Genomic DNA, 18,664 nt, shown 5'->3' on the forward strand with positions numbered 1-18,664 from the left:
AAGGGACCGATGGCCGAGCTCGTGTTCTTCAGCGGGACGATGGACTCCGGCAAGTCCACGCTCGCGCTCCAGATGGACCACAACCATGCGGTCGCCGGCCGTGGTGGTCTGCTCTTCACGCGCAACGACCGCGCCGGTGAGAGCGTCGTCTCGTCGCGACTGGGGCTGCGCCACCCGGCCATCGAGGTGACGGACGCGACGGACTTCTGGGACGACGTCGTCCAGCGGCGTACCCGCGGCGAGCGGATCGACTACCTCGTCTGCGACGAGGCGCAGTTCTACACGCCGGGTCAGGTCGAGCAGCTCGCTCAGCTCGTCGACGAGATGGGCGTGGACGTGTACGCCTTCGGCATCACCGCGGACTTCCGCACGCGGTTGTTCCCAGGGTCCGCGCGTCTCATCGAGCTGGCCGACCGGGTCGACGTGCTGCAGGTCCAGACCTTGTGCTGGTGCGGCGCCCGCGCCACCCACAACGCACGCACCGTCGACGGGGAGATGGTGGTCGAGGGCGAGCAGGTGCTCGTGGGCGACACCGGCGACCGCGCGGTCATCGGGTACGAGGTGCTGTGCCGACGGCACCACATGCGCCGGATGACCCGCCACGTCGCGCGCGCGACGTCCGAGCGCCCGGACACGCTGCCGTTCGTCTGACCCCGAGGCGCCGTCAGCGGCGCCGTCGGTGCAGGGGTGCAGCGTGCAGAGGGTGCGGCCTACTCGTGCCGCGCGCCGAACACGATCTCGTCCCAGCTCGGGACGCTCGCCCGCCCACGCTTGCCGCGGGACCGGGGCCCGTCGTGGGGGATCTCGGCCCGCGCAGCGTCGCCGCCGGCGTCCGGGGCGGCGTGCGCCGCCGGCTCGGCAGCGTGGTCCGTCCCGTCGGCGCCCGACGGGTGCGACGGGCTCGACGGGTGAGAGGCGCGCTCGGCCGCGGGGGAGCCGGCCTTGGACGGCATGCGCAGCACGCGGGCATCGGTGGCCTCCTCCGGATGGGAGGCCGGTGGGTGCGCCGCCGGGACGGTGAGCTCCGGGTTCTCGAAGTCGAAGGCGTGCTGCGGACCGAACCCCGGGAACTCCTCCTCGTCCTCGTCGTCCTCGGCCAGCTCCTGGCGCACGCCGCGGCGGCCGGCCAGGTCGTCCAGCAGGGCGTGGGTCGGCTCGTCGTCGGGCTCGGGCTCCGCCGCCACGGGCAGGTCGACGGAGGCCAGGAGCGGCCGGAGAGCGTCGGCGACCTCGACGTCGAAGACGCGGTCACGCACCGGGGCGAGGTGCCGGCGCACGGGCGCGTCCGGGAGCTCGGTCTCCGAGAGCCACCGCGCCTCGTCGTCGAGCGCGCGGACGCGGCGGTTCGCGGCGTCGTAGCTCCAGCGGGCGGATCGGTCGGCGCCGCCGACCTCGAAGCGCACCTCGACGGTCCACGGGCCGGTGCCGACGCGGAAGGCGTCCCAGGACGTCTGCCGCACCTCGCGCGTCGCGAGCCGGTCGGTGACGAGGTCCCCGAGGACCGGGGCGCTCGGCTCGTGGCCGATCCGCGTGGCGCGGGCCTGGTCCGCGACCCACGAGCGCTCGGCCAGGACGGGACCGTCGTAGCGACGGACGAGCTCGACGGGCATGCCGGAGGCCTCGGCGATCTCCTCGGCCGTCTCGCCGGCCCGCACGCGCGCCTGGATCTCCCGCGGCGGCAGCGCACCTGCGGCCTCCACGCGCGCCTGCTCCAGGTGCGGCCGGTCGCGACGGACGGCAGCGCGCAGCGCCTCGTCGTTGCGCACACGGAACCGCTGGCCGTCCGGCCCCTCGAGCACCACGTGCTCGCCGTCGTCGTCCAGCCCCACGAGGGTGAGCTCGCTCATGGCACCTCCCACGTACGAGGGTGCCATCGATGCGGGCGTGCGGCCGGGAGGCGGGCCGGTGTGCCGCTCCGGGTCCGGCAGGATGGTCCGGTGACCCAGCCCCAGGACCAGAGCCAGGACCAGAGCCAGGACCAGATGCGAGAGCACGACGAGCGCGGGGGAGCCGCCGGGCCGGGCGTCGACGTGGACGCCGAGCTCCTCGCCGAGCTCGGTGCGCTCGCGTCCGAGGCTGCGCGTGCCGCGGGCGCACTCGTCCGTGACGGCCGCCCGCGGCAGGTCGCGGTCGCGGCGACCAAGTCGAGCGCCGTCGACGTCGTGACCGCGATGGACCTGGCCTCCGAGGCGCTCCTGCGTCGGCTGATCCTCGAGCGTCGTCCCGACGACGGCATCCTCGGCGAGGAGGAGGGGCTCCTGGCCGGCAGCAGCGGCGTGACCTGGGTGATCGACCCGATCGACGGCACGGTCAACTACCTGTACGGGCTGCCCGCGTACGCCGTGAGCGTGGCCGCCGTGGTCGGCGAGCCGACGCCCGAGGCGTGGACGGTCGTCGCCGCGTGCGTGCACCACGTCGCGGACGGACGGACCTGGACGGCCACCCTGGGCGGCGGCGCGTACGAGGACGGCAGGCGCCTGCAGGTGAACGACGCCGTGCCGCTGTCGGCGAGCCTGCTCGGCACCGGGTTCGGGTACCTCGTGGAGCGTCGGCGCGCGCAGGGGCGCGTGGTCGCCGACCTGCTGCCGCGGGTGCGGGACATCCGCCGGATGGGGTCCGCGGCGATCGACCTGTGCCACGTCGCCGCCGGCAACCTGGACCTGTACTACGAGCGCGGCCTGCAGCCGTGGGACCTCGCCGCCGCGTCGCTGGTGGCGCGCGAGGCCGGCGCGAGCGTGCAGGGCCTGCGCGGGCGGGCGGCGTCGGAGGCGATGACCGTCGCCGGGCCCGAGCCGTCGGTCCGCGAGCTGGTGGCGCTGCTGGAGGAGCTGGGCGCGGACGAGGACCACCCGATCGGGTGACACGTGCCGTCCGCGAGACGTGTTCGACCTTGGTTTCGGAGCGGCGTGCAACCTCCCGCCCGATGGTGCACAATCACCCCCGCCACGCGGGAACAAGCACTGTGCCTCGTGCATTGACTACGTACCGACTCCGCGTGGATCCCGCGCGGGCCCGATGACTAACGGAGTGTGAAGCCCACCCATGGCCACCGACTACGACGCCCCGCGCAAGACCGACGAGGACCTCAGCGAGGACTCGCTCCAGGAGCTGCAGGCGCGCCGCACGGACAAGAACTCGGGCGTCGTCGACGAGGACGAGATCGAGGCGGCCGAGGGCTTCGAGCTCCCCGGCGCCGACCTCTCCGGCGAGGAGCTCTCGGTTCGCGTCCTGCCCCGCCAGGCCGACGAGTTCACGTGCAGCAAGTGCTTCCTGGTGCACCACCGCAGCCAGCTGGCCTACGAGAAGGACGGTCAGCTGGTCTGCTCGGAGTGTGCCTGACGGGCAGCCGCGATCGCTGACGCGAGGGTTGCCGGGCGGCGGGTCGACACGAGCCACGACGGCGTCGGGTCCGCCGGGTCCTGCACGGGCACCGTGACGCCGCCCGGCAGCCACGCGCGAAGACAGACGAACGCCCGTGCGTCCGAGCCGGGGCCGAGCGCCCGGCGGACGCCCTCGCGGTCCAGCGCCACGGGATCGCCGAGCACGCTCACCGGGATCCGGGCCGCGCCTGCCTGGAGCACCCCGGCCTGCACCCGGACGACGGGTGCGGTCCGGACGGCGACGAGCACCGCGACGGCGAGCGTGACCGCGGCGGCGACGAGCGCCGCGACGGGGTGCACCGGCACCCCGATGATGCCGGCGGCCACCGCGCTGCCGGCGACGAGCGCCCAGCCGAGCGGCCCGGGCCACAGCCGCTCGACGTAGTCGGGGGCACCGGTGGCCGACGCGGCGGGGGCGGCCGGCACCGCTGCGGCGGCTGAGGAACCGGACGGTGGCGTGGTGGGGGCGTCGGGCATGGGCCCAGCATGGCAGCGTCCCGGGGCTCGGGCCGCGCCCGCCGCTAGAGTACGCGTCGTGAGCCCCGCGAACCACCTGCCAGGCGGTGACGAGGAGGCCGTCGAGGTCCTGCTCGTGATGACCGACGACGGGCTCCCGGAGCCGACCTACGCGCACCCCGGCGACGCCGGCGCCGACCTGGTCACGGCGGTCGACGTCGTCCTCCCGCCGCTGGGTCGGGCCACGGTGCCGACGGGTGTGCGCATCGCGCTCCCGGACGGGTACGCGGCGTTCGTGCACCCGCGCTCCGGGCTGGCCGCGCGGCACGGCCTGACGGTCGTCAACGCGCCGGGGACGGTCGACGCGGGGTACCGCGGCGAGATCCAGGTGACGCTCCTGAACACTGATGCGGAGCGTCCCGTCGAGCTGCGACGCGGGGACCGGATCGCGCAGCTCGTCGTCCAGCGGGTGGAACGGGCCCGGTTCGTCCGTGCCGAGCGGCTTCCGGGTTCGCACCGGGGCGAGGGCGGGTTCGGCTCCAGCGGCGGCTGGCGGGGTGAGGATGCCGCTCCTCCCGCCGTGGACGCATAGGCTGATGCGTCGGGCCTGGGACAGGCCCGCGAAGGAGGTAGACAGTGGGCCTGTTCGGTCGGCGTTCGCGCGACGTGGACGCACCCGAGGTGGACGAGCTCGACGGGCCGGGCGACGGCGTCGTCGCCGGCCGTGAGCGCGGTCCGTGGGACGTCGACGAGGTTCCTGAGCCGGGCGACCGGCTCGACCTCGGCGCCCTGTGGGTGCCGCGCCGCGAGGGCATGGAGCTGCGGATGGAGGTCGACAACGCCTCCCGCGTCGTCACGGCGGCCACGATGGCCCTGCACGGGTCGACGATCCAGCTGCAGGTGTTCGCCGCGCCCCGGTCGGCCGGGATCTGGGACGAGATCCGCAGCGAGATCGCCGAGTCCGTCACCCGCCAGGGCGGGACGGTCGACGACCTGCCGGGTCCGTTCGGTCGCGAGCTCCTCGCACGCCTGCCGGTGCGCACCGCCGAGGGCCGGACGGGCCACCGGCCCGCCAGGTTCATCGGCGTCGACGGGCCCCGCTGGTTCCTCCGCGGCGTCATCTCGGGCCGGGCGGCCGTCGACCCGGAGAAGGCCCGCGAGCTCGAGGCCGTCTTCGCCGACGTCGTCGTCGTGCGCGGCGACCGGCCGCGCGCCCCGCGGGACCTCCTCGCGCTGACGCTGCCCGGGCAGGTCCGCCCGGCGGGCCCCGACCAGCCCGGCGCCGCGCCGGCCACGTTCGACCCGCTCAAGCGGGGCCCCGAGATCACGGAGGTGCACTGACATGGGCCACGGGCCCAGCACCACGGGCGGCCGGGTGAAGACCGGACTGCGGGCGATGCTCGCGTCCCGGGCGGAGCTCGAGGCCTCGGAGGAGCGGGCGCACGCCGAGCTCCAGGGGTGCTCGTCGGTGGCGCGCCTGCGTTCCCGCACCCGGTCCGAGGTGTTCGGGGTGCTGCGGAGCGTCACGATGCGGCCACGCCAGCGTGTGCCTGCGCTCGAGGCCGAGCTCTACGACGGCACGGGCTCCATCCAGGTGGTCTGGCTCGGCCAGCGACGCATCGCCGGCGTCGAGCCCGGCCGCCGGGTCCGGTTGTCGGGCTTCGTGTGCCAGCGCGACGGCCGACTGACGATGTACAACCCGCGGTACGAGCTGGCGCCGCGGCACGAGGTGCACGCGTGACCCAGGCGGGCGGGGACGAGGCGGCGCCCGCCGCCCGCGCGGACGCGGCAGGTCCCGACGCGGCAGGGCCCGGCGCGGCAGGTGCCGAGCCCCTGCGCGGGCTGCGCGCCGTGACCGGGGAGGACTTCAGCTTCGCCGACGCGATCGGCGGCGTGCGCGGTCTCGTGGAGTCGACGCTGCCCGGCCTGCTGTTCGTGGTCGTGTTCGTCGCGACGCGCGAGCTGACGCCCGCGCTCGTCGCGTCGGTGGTCGTGGCCCTCGCCGCTGTCGTCGTGCGGCTCGTCCAGCGCACGCCGGTGACGCAGGCGTTCTCCGGCGTGCTCGGGATCGCCGTCGGCGTCGCCTGGGCGTGGTGGAGCGGTCGTGCGCAGGACTTCTTCGCCGGCGGCCTGCTCGCGAACGTCGGCTACCTCGTGGCGATGGTCGTCTCGATCGCCGCGCGCTGGCCGGCCGTGGGCGTCGTGGTCGCGCTGCTGCGCGGCGAGGACTCCGCCTGGCGCACGGACCCGGAGCGCTCGCACGAGCGCCGTCGCTTCGTGTGGGCGACGTGGGTGATGGCGGCCGTGTTCGCGCTGCGACTGGCCGTCCAGGTGCCGCTCTACCTCGCGGGGGAGAGCGCGGTCGCTGCGCTGGGCACCGCCAAGCTGGCGATGGGCCTCCCGCTCTTCGCGGTCGGCCTGTGGGTCACGTGGTTGCTCGTGGGGTCGCGAGCAGCTCGTGCAGACCTCCCAGATCCGCCTCCGACCCAGCCACGATGAGCAGCTCGTCGCCCGCCTCGAGCGTGTCGTCGACGGACGGGGCGATGGGCTGCGCGCCGCGCACGATGGCGGCGAGGACCGTGTCGCGCGGCCAGACGACCTGACCGACCCGGGTCCCCGCCATCGGCGAGTCGGACGGCAGGGTCACCTCGAGGATCTCGGCGCCGGACTGGTGGAACGTGAAGATCTTGACGAGGTCGCCGATGGCCACGGCCTCCTCGACCATCGCCGTCATGATGCGGGGCGTCGAGACGGCCACGTCCACGCCCCACGCCTCGTCGAACATCCACTCGTTCTTGGGGTTGTTCACGCGGGCGACGGTGCGCGGGACGCCGAACTCCGTCTTGGCCAGGAACGACACCACGAGGTTGACCTTGTCGTCACCGGTCGCCGCGACGACGACGTCGCACTCGTCGACGCGCGCCTCCTCCAGGCTCGACAGCTCGCACGCGTCCGCGAGCAGCCACTCCGCCTCGGCGACCGACGCCACGCGCATCGCGCTCGGCGAGCGGTCGACGAGCATGACCTCGTGCCCGGACAGCAGCAGCTCGTTCGCGATGGAGCGCCCGACGGAGCCTGCTCCGGCGATCACCACGCGCATCAGTCGACCTCCGGGGCGGGCGGGCGGGTGAGCAGGCGCTCGACCCTGGGCAGGTCCTCGGCGGGGAGGAGCATGTGGACGAGGTCGTGCTCCTGGAGCACGGCACCGGGCGGTGGGAGCATCCCGTCACCGAACCGGGTGAGGAAGGCCAGGCGGGCGCCCGTGGCCGCCTCGAGGTCGACGGCGGGGCGGCCGAGCCAGCCCGGGTGCACGTCGACCTGCGCCATCACGATCCGGCCGGAGGCGTCGCGGTACTCGTCGGTCGCGCCCATCGGCAGCATCCGGCGCAGCACCTGGTCGGCCGTCCAGCGCACCGTGGCGACTGTCGGGATGCCCAGCCGCTGGTAGATCTCCGCGCGGTGCGGGTCGTAGATCCGGGCGACGACGTTGCTGACGCCGTAGGTCTCGCGGACCACGCGCGCGGAGATGATGTTCGAGTTGTCGCCGTCCGAGACGGCCGCGAACGCGTAGGCGTCCTCGATGCCCGCCTGCTGCAGCGTCCCGCGGTCGAACCCGAGGCCGGTGACCTTCTTGCCGCTGAAGCTCGCGTCGAGCCGGCGGAAGGCCTCGGGGTTCATGTCGATCACGGCGACGGAGTGGCCGTTGCCCTCGAGTGACTGGGCGAGCGTGGCGCCCACGCGGCCGCAGCCCATGATGACGAAGTGCACGTCCGCTGACGCTACACCGCGGGCCCCGGGACTGCGGCCCGCGACGGGCACGCGCCGATGCGGGCGCCGCCTGCCCCGGGCAGGCCTAGCATGGGCTCCCGTGTCCGACATCGCCGGCGCCGCCAAGCGCCTGCTCCTCGGTCGCCCGTTCCGGAGCGACCGTCTGAGCCACACCCTCCTGCCGAAGCGGATCGCCCTGCCGGTCTTCGCGTCGGACGCGCTCTCCTCGGTCGCGTACGCGCCGGACGAGATCATCCTGACCTTGTCGATCGCGGGCGTCGGAGCCTCGCTGCTCTCGCCGTGGGTCGGCCTCGCCGTGGTCGTGGTGCTCATCGTCGTGGTCGCGTCCTACCGGCAGAACGTGCACGCCTACCCGTCCGGCGGCGGCGACTACGAGGTGGTCACGACCAACCTCGGGGCCAAGCCGGGCCTCGCGGTCGGCAGCGCGCTGCTCGTCGACTACGCGCTCACCGTCGCCGTGTCGATCTCCTCGGGAGCTCAGTACGCGGCGTCGGCCATCCCGGTCCTCCGCGGCCACGAGGTCTCGTTCGCGCTCCTGCTCGTGCTGGTCCTCATGCTGCTGAACCTGCGGGGCATCAAGGAGTCGGGGACCCTGTTCGCGATCCCGACCTACATCTTCATGTTCGCCGTCGCGGCGATGGCGGTCACGGGCGCCGTCCGCTACCTGATGGGTGACCTCCCGGCAGCCGAGAGCGCGGACCTCGACGTCCTTGCGGAGACCGGCTACGAGCAGGGACTCGTCGGGCTCGGCGGTGCGCTCCTCGTGCTGCGCGCGTTCGCCTCGGGCTCGGCCGCCCTGACGGGCGTCGAGGCCATCAGCAACGGCGTGCCGAACTTCCGCAAGCCCAAGAGCAAGAACGCCGCGACGACGCTGCTCATGCTCGGCATGCTCTCGGTGACGTTCCTGATGTCCATCCTGCTGCTGGCTCGTGCGACCGGCGCCAAGCTGGTGGAGTTCCCGGCGGAGCAGCTCGTGCGCGACGGCGTCCCGGTCGGCGAGGAGTACGTGCAGCACCCGGTGCTCAGCCAGCTCGCCGACGCGGTCTTCCGCGGTGTGCCGCCGGCCTTCTACCTGGTCACGATCGCGGCCGGCCTCATCCTCGTGCTCGCGGCCAACACGGCGTTCAACGGCTTCCCGGTCCTCGGGTCGATCCTCGCCAAGGACGGCTACCTGCCCAAGCAGCTGCACACGCGCGGCGACCGGCTGGCGTTCTCCAACGGCATCGTCACGCTGGCGGTCGGGGCCGCCGTCCTGATCTGGGCCTTCGACGCCCAGGTGACCAGGCTCATCCAGCTGTACATCGTCGGCGTGTTCGTCTCCTTCACGATGAGCCAGCTCAGCATGGTCCGGCACTGGAACCGCGAGCTGCGCACCGTGCCGGACGAGGTCTCGCGGCGGAGGATGCTCCGGTCGCGGGCGATCAACATGACCGGCTTCGTCCTCACCGGGACCGTGCTCATCGTGGTCCTGATCTCGAAGTTCACGCGCGGCGCCTGGATCGCGCTCCTGGCGATGGCCGTCGTCTACGCGACGATGTGGGCGGTGCGACGCCACTACGACCACGTGGCCGCCGAGCTCGCCCTCGACGACGACCCGTCGACCGCCCGGGCGCTGCCGAGCCGGGTGCACGCGATCGTGCTGCTCGCCCGCCTGCACAAGCCCGCGATGCGGGCGATCGCGTACGCGCGCGCCACCCGGCCCAGCGTGCTCGAGGGCGTGACGGTGAACGTCGACGACGAGGCGACCGACGCGCTGCGGGAGCAGTGGGAGGCGCTCGAGATCCCCGTCCCGCTGCGGGTCCTCGACTCGCCGTTCCGCGAGATCACCCGGCCCGTGGTGGGGTACGTGAAGTCCATCCGGCGCGAGAGCCCGCGCGACCTCGTGGTCGTGTACGTGCCGGAGTACGTGGTCGGCCACTGGTGGGAGCAGCTCCTGCACAACCAGAGCGCCCTGCGCCTGAAGAGCCGCCTGCTGTTCACGCCGGGTGTCGTGGTGGCGAGCGTGCCCTGGCAGCTGGAGTCGTCCGCGGTCGCCGCTGGTGACGGGGTCGCCCAGTGACCCAGGCCGGCGACGCCGACGTCGTCGTCCTCGAGGTCGGGGCCGTCGCGCACGGCGGGCACTGCGTCGCGCGGCACGAGGGCCGCGTCGTGTTCGTCCGCCACGCCCTGCCGGGCGAGCGGGTCGAGGCACGGCTCACGGAGCGGGGCGAGAGCGCCCGGTTCTGGCGCGCCGACGCCGTCCGGGTGCTCGACGCGAGCCCCGACCGTGTCGCGTCGCCGTGGCCGGAGGCGGGCCCGGGCGGCGTGGGCGGCGGAGAGCTCGGGCACGTGGCGCTGCCGGCGCAGCGCGCGTGGAAGGCCGCAGTGGTCGCCGAGCAGCTGCGGCGCCTGGCCCGGGACGAGCGGGACGTCGTCGTGGAGGCGGTGCCGGGGGAGACGGACGGTCTCGGCTGGCGGACCCGCATCGAGCTGACGGTCGACGCGCGGGGGCGGGCCGGGATGCACCGGTACCGGTCCGCCGACGTCCTGCCGCTGACGGACATGCCGCTCGCCGTGCCGGCACTGCGTGAGCTGGGGCTCTTCGACCGCCGGTGGCCTGCCAGTGCCCGGCTCACGGCCGTGGCGCCCGTGGGCGGTGACCGGCCGCTCGTGCTGGTCGACGGCGTGCCGTGGGCGGGCAGCGGACCCGACCGGCGGCCGAACGCGCGCACGTCGGTGCGCGAGGTCGCCGACGTTGCCGGGAGCACGCACACCTGGCGCGTCGCCGCCGACGGCTTCTGGCAGGTGCACCGGGCGGCTCCGACCGTGCTCGCCCAGGCCGTGGTGGACGCGGTCGGTGCGGTGCCGGGGGCCACGGTCGTGGACCTGTACGCGGGTGCGGGCCTGTTCACCGTGCCGCTGGCCGGGCTGGTGGGGGAGCAGGGTCGCGTGGTCGCCGTCGAGGGCGACGTGCGGGCGGTCAAGGACGCGCGTCGCAACGCTCACGACGCGCCGTGGGTGGACCTGCACCTGGGTCCGGTGGCCGACGTCCTGCGCGACGGGGCCGTCGCCCGGGCAGACGTCGTCGTGCTCGACCCGCCGCGCGTGGGGGCCGGCCGCGCGGTGGTCGACCGCGTCGCGGCGCTCGGCGCGGATCGGGTGGTCTACGTCGCGTGCGACCCGGCGGCGCTCGCCCGCGACGTCGCCTACCTGCGTGGACGTGGATATGCGTTGACGGGGCTGCGCGCCTTCGACATCTTCCCGATGACGCACCACGTCGAGTGCGTGGCGGTGTTCACGCGGGAGGCGTGATGGTCGACGTCGTGATCCGGCGGTACGGGCCGGCGGACGAGCAGGCGTTCTTCGCGATGCTCGAGGGCGAGGGCGACGACTGGCGGGAGTACGTCGGGCCGGCGGGCCGCCCGGCCTATGCCAGGGCGATGCGCTCCAGCATCGCCTACCTGCTGCTCGTGGACGGCGAGCTCTGCGGCTACGCGCGGTGCCGGGACGACGACGGCTTCGGCGTCTACGTGCACGACCTGCTGGTACGCGGACCGCACCGGGGCAGGCACCTGGGCCGGGCGCTCATGGAGCGCGTGTGCGCGGACGCCCCCGGGCAGACCGTCTACGTGATGAGCGACGTCGACCCGTACTACGAGAAGCTCGGGTACGCCCGCGCGGGCTCGATCTTCGTCGTGACGCCGGGCGCGTAGGCGGCCGCGTTGTCCGCGCGGCGGGTGGCGACGGCGGACCTGCTGTCCGGCCTCCGGCTCGTGGCCGCGCCCGTGCTTCCCCTGGTGGCCCTGCGGCCCCGCGCCTTCCTCGCACTTGCCGCACTGGGTGGCGTCACCGATGCCCTCGACGGCCCCGTCGCCCGCCGGGCGGGCACGGCGGGCCCGCGTGGCGCCGTCGTGGACTCCGTGGCCGACGTGGCGTTCTTCGGCGGTCTCGTCGCCGCATGCCTGCGTGCGCAGCCCGAGCGGGCACGGTCCCTGACGCCCGCCGTCGTCGCGGTCGCGGCCGTGCGTGGCTGCGCCGCCGCGACAGGCGTGGTCCGCTGGGGGCGCCCGGTGCTCCTGCACACGTGGTCGAACAAGGCAGCGGGGGTGGGTGCGGGCGTCGGGCTGGCGTGCCTGACGGCGTGGGGGCGGCGGGGGCCGCTCGCCGCGGCCTCGCTCGTGGCAGCCGGGGCCGCCGCCGAGGAGCTGTGGCGAGTGGTGACCGCGGCGCAGATGCCGGACGTGGACGCGCCCGGTGTCCTCGGATGGGTAGCCTCTCGGCTCGCGCGCCCGTGACGCGCCCGCCGAGCGCGCGACAGCGGGGCTTCGGGGTACCATGTATCTTGACGTCAAGATAAATCGGACGGGCGCCGCGAGGACGCGGCAGCGGAGCCGAGCAGAGAAGGAGTCGACGGTGGACACGTTCGGGGCCAAGGGTGTGCTCGAGGTAGGTGGCGCGAGCTACGAGATCTTCCGGCTCTCCGCCGTGGCGGGTCTCGAGCGGCTCCCGTACAGCCTGAAGGTGCTCGCCGAGAACCTGCTGCGCACGGAGGACGGCGCGAACGTCACCGCCGACCACGTGCGCGCCTTCGCGCGGTGGGACCCGGCGGCCGAGCCGAGCACCGAGATCCAGTTCACGCCAGCCCGCGTGATCATGCAGGACTTCACCGGAGTGCCGTGCGTCGTCGACCTCGCCACGATGCGCGAGGCCGTCGCCGAGCTCGGCGGCGACCCCGCGCGGATCAACCCGCTCGCGCCCGCCGAGCTGGTCATCGACCACTCGGTGCAGATCGACGTCGCCGGGCGCCGCGACGCGTTCGAGCGCAACGTCGAGCTCGAGTACGAGCGCAACCGCGAGCGGTACCAGTTCCTGCGCTGGGGCCAAACGGCGTTCGACGACTTCCGGGTGGTCCCGCCGGGCACGGGCATCGTGCACCAGGTCAACCTGGAGTACCTCGCCCGCGGGGTGATGACCCGCACGGTGGACACCGCGGACGGCACGGTGACCCGTGCCTACCCGGACACCTGCGTGGGCACCGACTCCCACACCACGATGGTCAACGGCCTGGGCGTGCTCGGCTGGGGCGTCGGCGGCATCGAGGCCGAGGCCGCGATGCTCGGCCAGCCCGTCTCGATGCTCATCCCGCGCGTCGTCGGTTTCAAGCTCTCCGGGACCATCCCCTCCGGGGTGACCGCGACCGACGTCGTGCTCACCATCACCGAGCAGCTGCGCCGGCACGGCGTGGTGGGCAAGTTCGTCGAGTTCTACGGCGAGGGCGTCGGGCAGGTGCCGCTGGCCAACCGGGCCACGATCGGCAACATGAGCCCGGAGTTCGGCTCCACCTGCGCGATCTTCCCGGTCGACGACGTGACACTGGACTACCTGCGGCTCACCGGCCGGGACGAGGCGTCCGTGGCGCTCGTCGAGGCGTACGCCAAGGAGCAGGGCCTCTGGCACGACCCGTCGTCGCCCGAGTACGCCGAGCCGGTCTACTCCGAGTACCTCGAGCTCGACCTCTCGACCGTCGTCCCGTCGATCGCCGGCCCGAAGCGGCCCCAGGACCGCATCGCGCTCACGCAGGCCAAGGAGGCGTTCGCGTCCGTCATCGGGAACTACGTGGACGACGGCGCGCCCGAGGCGGAGTCCGGCCTCGACGAGTCCGTCGCCGAGACGTTCCCGGCGTCCGACCCGATCGCCGCCGGCGAGCACGCCGACGCCTCGGACGCCCCGCACGACGCCGGACACGGCGATGCCGCGCGGCGCCCGCACCGCCGCGTGCCGGTCACGCTCGCGGACGGCACCGCGACCGAGCTCGACCACGGGCACGTGGTCATCGCGTCCATCACGTCGTGCACCAACACCTCCAACCCCGAGGTCATGCTCGCCGCGGCGCTGCTGGCCAAGAACGCCGTCGCGCGCGGGCTGGTCGCCAAGCCGTGGGTGAAGACGTCGATGGCGCCCGGCTCCAAGGTCGTCACCGACTACTACGAGAAGGCCGGGCTCTGGCCGTACCTGGAGAAGCTCGGCTTCCACCTCGTCGGCTACGGCTGCGCCACGTGCATCGGCAACTCGGGCCCGCTGCCCGAGGAGGTCTCCGCGGTCGTGAACGACCACGACCTCGCGGTCGTCTCCGTCCTGTCGGGCAACCGGAACTTCGAGGGCCGGATCAACCCCGACGTGAAGATGAACTACCTTGCCTCGCCGCCGCTCGTGGTCGCGTACGCGCTCGCGGGCACGATGGACACCGACTTCGAGACCGAGCCGCTCGGCACCGACGAGGCCGGCACGCCGGTGTACCTGCGCGACATCTGGCCGACGGCCGCGGAGGTCCAGGCGACCATCGACGGGGCCATCGACCGGGAGATGTTCGCCAAGGACTACGCGGACGTCTTCGCCGGCGACGACAGGTGGCGCTCGCTCCCGACGCCGCAGGGCGACACCTTCGTGTGGGACGCCGACTCCACCTACGTGCGCAAGCCCCCGTACTTCGAGGGCATGGGGCGCGAGCCGCAGCCTGTCACGGACATCGCCGGCGCCCGCGTGCTCGCCAAGCTCGGCGACTCGGTCACGACCGACCACATCAGCCCGGCGGGCTCGATCAAGGCCGACAGCCCCGCGGGCCGTTACCTCGCCGAGCACGGGGTCGAGCGGCGCGACTTCAACTCCTACGGCTCGCGCCGCGGCAACCACGAGGTGATGATCCGCGGCACGTTCGCGAACATCCGCCTGCGCAACCAGCTCGTCCCCGGTGTGGAGGGCGGCTACACGGTCAACCTCCTCACCGGCGAGCAGACGTCGATCTACGACGCTGCGATGGCCTACCAGGAGGCGGGCGTGCCGCTCGTCGTCCTCGGCGGCAAGGAGTACGGCTCGGGCTCCTCGCGCGACTGGGCGGCCAAGGGCACGGCGCTGCTCGGCGTCCGGGCGGTCATCGTGGAGAGCTTCGAGCGCATCCACCGGTCCAACCTCATCGGGATGGGCGTGCTGCCCCTGCAGTTCCCGGCGGGGGAGTCCGCCGACTCGCTCGGCCTGGACGGCACCGAGACGTTCACCATCGCCGGGGTCGCCGCCCTCAACGAGGGCACGACGCCGCGGACGGTGCGCGTGACCGCCGAGAAGCCCGGCGGCGGCGTCGAGTTCGACGCCGTGGTGCGGATCGACACCCCCGGCGAGGCCGACTACTACCGCAACGGCGGCATCCTGCAGTACGTGCTGCGCTCGCTCGTCTGAGCGTCCCTGCTCGGGTCGGGTCGCGTCCCCTAGGCTGCGGCCCGACCGGAGGAGGGCCGACGTGGCACACAGCTTCACGCAGACCGTCGAGGTCGCGCTCGTCCCGCAGCAGGCGGAGGCAGCCGTGTACCAGGCGCTCGCGGCGACGGGTGTCCAGGGCGTCCGCGGTGGCGGCGGGTTCCTGCGGGGCGTGACGTCCGTCGGCTGGAGCAGCTGGGGCGAGGAGGTCACGGCGACCGTGGGCTTCGGCCCGCGCGGGTCGCTCGTGACGCTCACGAGCACCTGCTCGATGCAGACGCAGCTCGTCGACTTCGGCAAGAACGGCAAGAACGTGACGAAGGTCGTCGAGGCGCTGCGGGGCGCGGGCGTCCCGGTCCTCTAGGACGCCGGCGGGCCGGGCTCGGCGAGGAGCTGGCCGAGCGCATGCCGACCGATGCCGCCGATGGCCGGGTCGCTCGCGCGGCGCACCATGGTCAGGCCCATCGACAAGGCCCAGCCTCGGGCCCGGCGCCACGTGGGGCCGTCGAGCGCGCCGCGCGCCATGAGCCGATCGCGGAACGCGGCGCGACCCACCTCGTCGAACGTCAGCCACGCCGTGGCGAGGTCGGTGGCGGGGTCGCCGGCGGTGAGGTCCCCGAAGTCGACCAGCGCGACCAGGCGACCGCTCGCGACGAGCAGGTTCGCGGGGTGCGGGTCGCCGTGCACCCACGTCGGCGGGCCGAGGAGCGGCGGCGCCGCCAGCGCGTCCCGCCAGACCGCCTGCAGGCGTCCGGCGTCGGGAAGGCCCGGGACGGGGACGAGCAGGCGCTGACGCACGGCCTCGTCGCGGTTGGCGAGAGGGCCGGAGCGGAACGGGTTGACGGGAGCGTCGGTGGGCGCGGCCACGTGCAGGTCGGCCAGGGCGTCCGCGAGGTCGGCCGCCCAGGCGGTGCGTCCGGCCACGGGCTCACGCCACGCCGGTGCGCCCGGCAGCCACGGCACGACGCCCCACGGGTAGGGGAAGCCGCGCGTCGGGCGGCCGGTACGGACGGGCGCCGGCAGCCGCAGCCGCAGCAGCGGAGCGAGCCGGGGGAGCCAGCGGTGCTCGTTCGCGGCGAGCTCCGCGGCGACCTCCCGGCGGGGCAGGCGCACGGCCAGGTCGTCGCCCAGGCGGTACATCTCGTTGTCCCAGCCGCCGTCGGCGTGGACCAGGGCGTGGTCGGCGAGGTCGGGGTGCTGCTCGGCGAGCAGTCGCCGCACGAGGTCCTCCGTGACGACGACGTCGGCCGCCGGGCGCCGGTGCACCGCGTGCGTGAGCGACCCGAGCGCGTCGCCCGGGTCGTACAACGTCACCCAGGCGTCCGTCACGACGCGCTCGGTGCCCGGGTCCACCGGGTCCGTGGCGGCCCACGCGAGGTCGGCGAGCCCGACCTCGACCTCCAGACCGTCGACCAGGACGGCACGGACCTCCGTGAGGTGCGGCCCCCAGTCGCGCACGCGGTCCACCGTCGCGGGACCGCCGCACAGGCCGGCGAGCCAGCCGAGGTCCGCGGCGAGGTCCGCGCGTCGGGCGGTGAGGACGACCAGGTCGACGTCGGAGTCGTCGCGAGCCCGCGCCGCGGCCCACGACCCGCACAGGCCGACGGCGGTCACCTCCGGCCGTCCCGCCGCCCATCCCGGCACGCGCTCGAGCAGCGCGCCCACGGCCGCCGCGCGCTCGGGTGTCACGCGCGGTCCCGGACGGCGTCGGCGAACGCGGCCAGGCCGCTGAGCGCTCCCGGCACGACGGCGGGGAACACCTCCGCGGCCGCGGCTCGCAGCTCGCTCGCGCCGCCCGGTGCCAGCTCGCCCGCGGCCGGGCTCGCGAGCCACGCCTCGAGGTCCGGGGCGTCCAGCTCGAGGTGGAACTGCAGACCGAGCGCGCTGCCCGCGCGGAACGCCTGGACGGGCGTCACCGTGCTGCGGGCGAGCAGGGTGGCGCCCGAGGGCAGCTCGGCGGCGTCGGAGTGCCAGTGCAGCACCGTCGGCGCAGGACCGAGGGGTCGCAGCACCGGGTCGTCCGCGAGGACCTCGACGGGTGCGAAGCCGATCTCGGTGCCGTGGCCCGCGTGCACGGCCGCCCCGAGGGCGCGCGCGAGCAGCTGCATCCCCAGGCACACGCCGAGCACCGGCAGGTCGGCGTCGACCGCCCGGGCCAGCAGCGAGCGCTCGGCGGCCAGCCCGGGGTGCCGGGCGTCGTCGTCGGCACCCATGGGGCCGCCGAGGACGACCAGGCCGGCGAGGTCAGCGGGGGCCGGGAGGTCAGGAGCGGCGTGGTCGAGGACCGAGCGGGTGACCAGCTCGACGCCCGGCGCACGCGCGGCGAGGGCGCGGGCGACCAGTGCCGGTCCTTCCCAGGGCGCGTGCTGCAGCACGAGGAGCGGGCGCGCGGTCACCGGGGCAGCCTACGGGGGACCCGGGCACCGGGACGCGCGACGTCGCACCGGATCGGCCGCAACGGCGCGGGTCCTCGGGACACACTCCTGGTAGAGGGCCACGAGGGGAGCCGGCGGTGCACGGGACCAGGAACACGGCAGCGGGGCGGACGGCGCGGCCGGCGACGGCGAGGGCGGCGCTGGCCGTGGTGACGACGACGGCGGTGCTCGCCGCCGGTGGGTGCGCGGGCGGCGACAGCGACCTGCCCGCGCCGCTCGCGGCCGACGCGCGGTTCGTCGGGGTGGCCGACGACGCCCGGCCCGAGCAGCCGATGGTGGACGCGTCGGTGCGGCTGGCCACCGAGCTGCTCGACGTCGCGCCGGCGGGGGAGGACGCCGTCGTGTCGCCGCTCAGCCTGCAGCTGGCGCTCGCGCTGCTGCGCGAGGGTGCCACGGGCACCCCGGCCGCCGAGATCGACGCGGCGGCCGGGCTCCCCGGGAGCCAGGCGGTGGCCGACCTGCGCGCGCTGCTCGCGCAGTACGAGGGCGACGTCGCGGGCATCGACCCCGACGAGCCGCCCGAGGTGCCGCTGCTGCACGTCGCGGACAGCGCGTTCGTGCAGCAGGACTTCGGCGTGGTCCCCGCGTTCCTCGAGCGGGTGGCCGCGTACCACGACGCCGAGGTCTACGAGGTCGACTTCCGCACGGGTGACCCGAAGCCCGCGCTGGACGCCTGGGTGGCCGAGGAGACGGGCGGCCTCCTGACCGAGTGCCCAGCGCCGACGACGCCGCAGACGCGCGTGGTGCTCATGGACGCGGTGACGTTCGGGGCGACGTGGGCGAGCCCGTTCGCGGCCGAGAACACGGCCGACGGCCCGTTCACGCGTGCCGACGGTACGAGCGTCCAGGTGCCGCTCATGCACCAGACGACCGTCGTGCCGTACGCCGAGGGCGACGGCTGGGTGGCCGTCGAGCTCCCGTACACGGAGGGTTTCGCGATGCGGCTCGTGCTCCCTGACGCGGGCGCGCTCGCGGCGGACGCGTGGGCGCAGGCCCATGCGGCGCTGTCCCGCGCGTCGGGCACCGAGGTGCTCCTCACCCTGCCCAGCTGGACGACCGACACGACGCTCGCCCTGACCGAGGCCCTCGCGGAGCTCGGCCTGGGCTCCCTGCGCGAGCCGGACGGCGACCTGGACGGCGTGTTCCCGGACGCGTTCGTCAGTGCGATCGCCCAGGGCGCGACGATCACGGTGGCCGAGAAGGGCACGGTGGCCGCGGCCGTGACGGCGATCTCGCTCGACGCGGGAGCCGCGCCGACGCAGCCGCTCGAGGTGCGGTTCGACCGGCCGTTCGAGTACCAGGTGGTGCACTCCGGCACCGGACTGGTGCTCTTCGCCGGGCGCGTCGCCGACCCTTCCGACGCCGAGGACTGACCCG

20 protein-coding genes are annotated in these 18,664 nt (G+C 74.5%); 14 read left to right on the forward strand and 6 right to left on the reverse strand.

The window, feature by feature from the left end:
• Positions 1-9: 9 nt before the first annotated feature.
• Positions 10-651, forward strand: a complete 642-nt coding sequence (locus tag AFE02nite_RS02305) for a thymidine kinase (protein WP_034244980.1) — start codon at positions 10-12, stop codon at positions 649-651.
• Positions 652-710: 59 nt separating this feature from the next.
• Here the strand turns inward: AFE02nite_RS02305 and sepH are convergent, their stop codons facing one another.
• Positions 711-1,847 carry a septation protein SepH gene (gene sepH, locus AFE02nite_RS02310; RefSeq protein ID WP_034244979.1) on the reverse strand — a complete coding sequence of 379 codons (1,137 nt, stop codon included), beginning with the start codon at positions 1,845-1,847 and terminating at the stop codon, positions 711-713.
• Between the two features lie 135 nt (positions 1,848-1,982).
• Between sepH and AFE02nite_RS02315 the strand changes: the two genes are divergently transcribed.
• Positions 1,983-2,861: an inositol monophosphatase family protein gene (locus AFE02nite_RS02315; RefSeq protein WP_052113571.1), complete on the forward strand. Its 879-nt coding sequence runs from the start codon at positions 1,983-1,985 to the stop codon at positions 2,859-2,861.
• A 181-nt stretch (positions 2,862-3,042) separates the two neighbouring features.
• Positions 3,043-3,339: a DUF4193 domain-containing protein gene (locus AFE02nite_RS02320; RefSeq protein WP_034244978.1), complete on the forward strand. Its 297-nt coding sequence runs from the start codon at positions 3,043-3,045 to the stop codon at positions 3,337-3,339.
• Here AFE02nite_RS02320 and AFE02nite_RS02325 read toward each other — a convergent pair.
• Positions 3,312-3,857 carry a DUF3093 domain-containing protein gene (locus AFE02nite_RS02325; RefSeq protein ID WP_146819000.1) on the reverse strand — a complete coding sequence of 182 codons (546 nt, stop codon included), beginning with the start codon at positions 3,855-3,857 and terminating at the stop codon, positions 3,312-3,314. The two genes, AFE02nite_RS02320 and AFE02nite_RS02325, sit on opposite strands and share 28 nt — an antisense overlap.
• Positions 3,858-3,915: 58 nt before the next feature.
• Here AFE02nite_RS02325 and dut point away from each other — a divergent pair, with 58 nt between their 5' ends.
• The 4 genes from dut to AFE02nite_RS02345 are packed head-to-tail and all read left to right on the forward strand — an operon-like array spanning position 3,916 to position 6,335.
• Complete coding sequence (dut, locus tag AFE02nite_RS02330; RefSeq protein WP_261765380.1) at positions 3,916-4,428, forward strand: dUTP diphosphatase; 513 nt, start codon at positions 3,916-3,918, stop codon at positions 4,426-4,428.
• 44 nt (positions 4,429-4,472) lie between these two features.
• A complete protein-coding gene (locus AFE02nite_RS02335) occupies positions 4,473-5,177 on the forward strand; it encodes a DUF3710 domain-containing protein (RefSeq protein ID WP_034244976.1) in 705 nt (234 codons plus the stop codon).
• 1 nt (position 5,178) lies between these two features.
• The gene (locus AFE02nite_RS02340; RefSeq protein ID WP_052113567.1) at positions 5,179-5,577 is read left to right on the forward strand and encodes an OB-fold nucleic acid binding domain-containing protein; all 399 of its coding nucleotides are present in this window, start codon (positions 5,179-5,181) and stop codon (positions 5,575-5,577) included.
• Complete coding sequence (locus AFE02nite_RS02345) at positions 5,574-6,335, forward strand: DUF3159 domain-containing protein (protein ID WP_261765382.1); 762 nt, start codon at positions 5,574-5,576, stop codon at positions 6,333-6,335. Before AFE02nite_RS02340 ends, AFE02nite_RS02345 begins: the two co-directional genes overlap by 4 nt.
• Here AFE02nite_RS02345 and AFE02nite_RS02350 read toward each other — a convergent pair.
• Both AFE02nite_RS02350 and AFE02nite_RS02355 read right to left on the reverse strand, forming a co-directional pair.
• Positions 6,262-6,936 carry a potassium channel family protein gene (locus AFE02nite_RS02350; RefSeq protein ID WP_034244975.1) on the reverse strand — a complete coding sequence of 225 codons (675 nt, stop codon included), beginning with the start codon at positions 6,934-6,936 and terminating at the stop codon, positions 6,262-6,264. The two genes, AFE02nite_RS02345 and AFE02nite_RS02350, sit on opposite strands and share 74 nt — an antisense overlap.
• Positions 6,936-7,589 (reverse strand): potassium channel family protein, encoded by a 654-nt coding sequence (locus AFE02nite_RS02355; protein ID WP_034244987.1) that lies wholly within the window; start codon positions 7,587-7,589, stop codon positions 6,936-6,938. The genes AFE02nite_RS02350 and AFE02nite_RS02355 overlap by 1 nt, the downstream gene beginning before the upstream one ends.
• A 115-nt stretch (positions 7,590-7,704) precedes the next feature.
• On the opposite strand from AFE02nite_RS02355, the gene AFE02nite_RS02360 reads away from it, so the two are divergent.
• The 6 genes from AFE02nite_RS02360 (at position 7,705) to AFE02nite_RS02385 (ending at position 15,216) form a co-directional block, all read left to right on the forward strand.
• Positions 7,705-9,684 carry an APC family permease gene (locus tag AFE02nite_RS02360; RefSeq protein WP_034244973.1) on the forward strand — a complete coding sequence of 660 codons (1,980 nt, stop codon included), beginning with the start codon at positions 7,705-7,707 and terminating at the stop codon, positions 9,682-9,684.
• Complete coding sequence (locus AFE02nite_RS02365; protein ID WP_034244972.1) at positions 9,681-10,916, forward strand: class I SAM-dependent RNA methyltransferase; 1,236 nt, start codon at positions 9,681-9,683, stop codon at positions 10,914-10,916. Before AFE02nite_RS02360 ends, AFE02nite_RS02365 begins: the two co-directional genes overlap by 4 nt.
• Positions 10,916-11,317 (forward strand): GNAT family N-acetyltransferase, encoded by a 402-nt coding sequence (locus AFE02nite_RS02370; protein ID WP_034244970.1) that lies wholly within the window; start codon positions 10,916-10,918, stop codon positions 11,315-11,317. The genes AFE02nite_RS02365 and AFE02nite_RS02370 overlap by 1 nt, the downstream gene beginning before the upstream one ends.
• Before the next feature lie 9 nt (positions 11,318-11,326).
• The gene (locus AFE02nite_RS02375) at positions 11,327-11,899 is read left to right on the forward strand and encodes a CDP-alcohol phosphatidyltransferase family protein (RefSeq protein WP_146819003.1); all 573 of its coding nucleotides are present in this window, start codon (positions 11,327-11,329) and stop codon (positions 11,897-11,899) included.
• A gap of 118 nt (positions 11,900-12,017) precedes the next feature.
• Positions 12,018-14,834, forward strand: a complete 2,817-nt coding sequence (gene acnA / locus AFE02nite_RS02380) for an aconitate hydratase (RefSeq protein ID WP_307726031.1) — start codon at positions 12,018-12,020, stop codon at positions 14,832-14,834.
• A gap of 61 nt (positions 14,835-14,895) precedes the next feature.
• Positions 14,896-15,216 (forward strand): hypothetical protein, encoded by a 321-nt coding sequence (locus AFE02nite_RS02385; RefSeq protein WP_034244962.1) that lies wholly within the window; start codon positions 14,896-14,898, stop codon positions 15,214-15,216.
• Here AFE02nite_RS02385 and AFE02nite_RS02390 read toward each other — a convergent pair.
• Positions 15,213-16,541, reverse strand: a complete 1,329-nt coding sequence (locus AFE02nite_RS02390; protein WP_261765383.1) for an aminoglycoside phosphotransferase family protein — start codon at positions 16,539-16,541, stop codon at positions 15,213-15,215. The two genes, AFE02nite_RS02385 and AFE02nite_RS02390, sit on opposite strands and share 4 nt — an antisense overlap.
• Positions 16,538-17,248, reverse strand: a complete 711-nt coding sequence (locus AFE02nite_RS02395) for a type 1 glutamine amidotransferase (RefSeq protein ID WP_146819006.1) — start codon at positions 17,246-17,248, stop codon at positions 16,538-16,540. Before AFE02nite_RS02395 ends, AFE02nite_RS02390 begins: the two co-directional genes overlap by 4 nt.
• A 116-nt stretch (positions 17,249-17,364) precedes the next feature.
• Between AFE02nite_RS02395 and AFE02nite_RS02405 the strand changes: the two genes are divergently transcribed.
• The gene (locus AFE02nite_RS02405; protein WP_146819007.1) at positions 17,365-18,660 is read left to right on the forward strand and encodes a serpin family protein; all 1,296 of its coding nucleotides are present in this window, start codon (positions 17,365-17,367) and stop codon (positions 18,658-18,660) included.
• Positions 18,661-18,664: the final 4 nt, after the last annotated feature.

Source organism: Actinotalea fermentans, assembly GCF_007991475.1.
In the GTDB taxonomy this organism is placed as follows: Bacteria; Actinomycetota; Actinomycetes; order Actinomycetales; family Cellulomonadaceae; genus Actinotalea; species Actinotalea fermentans.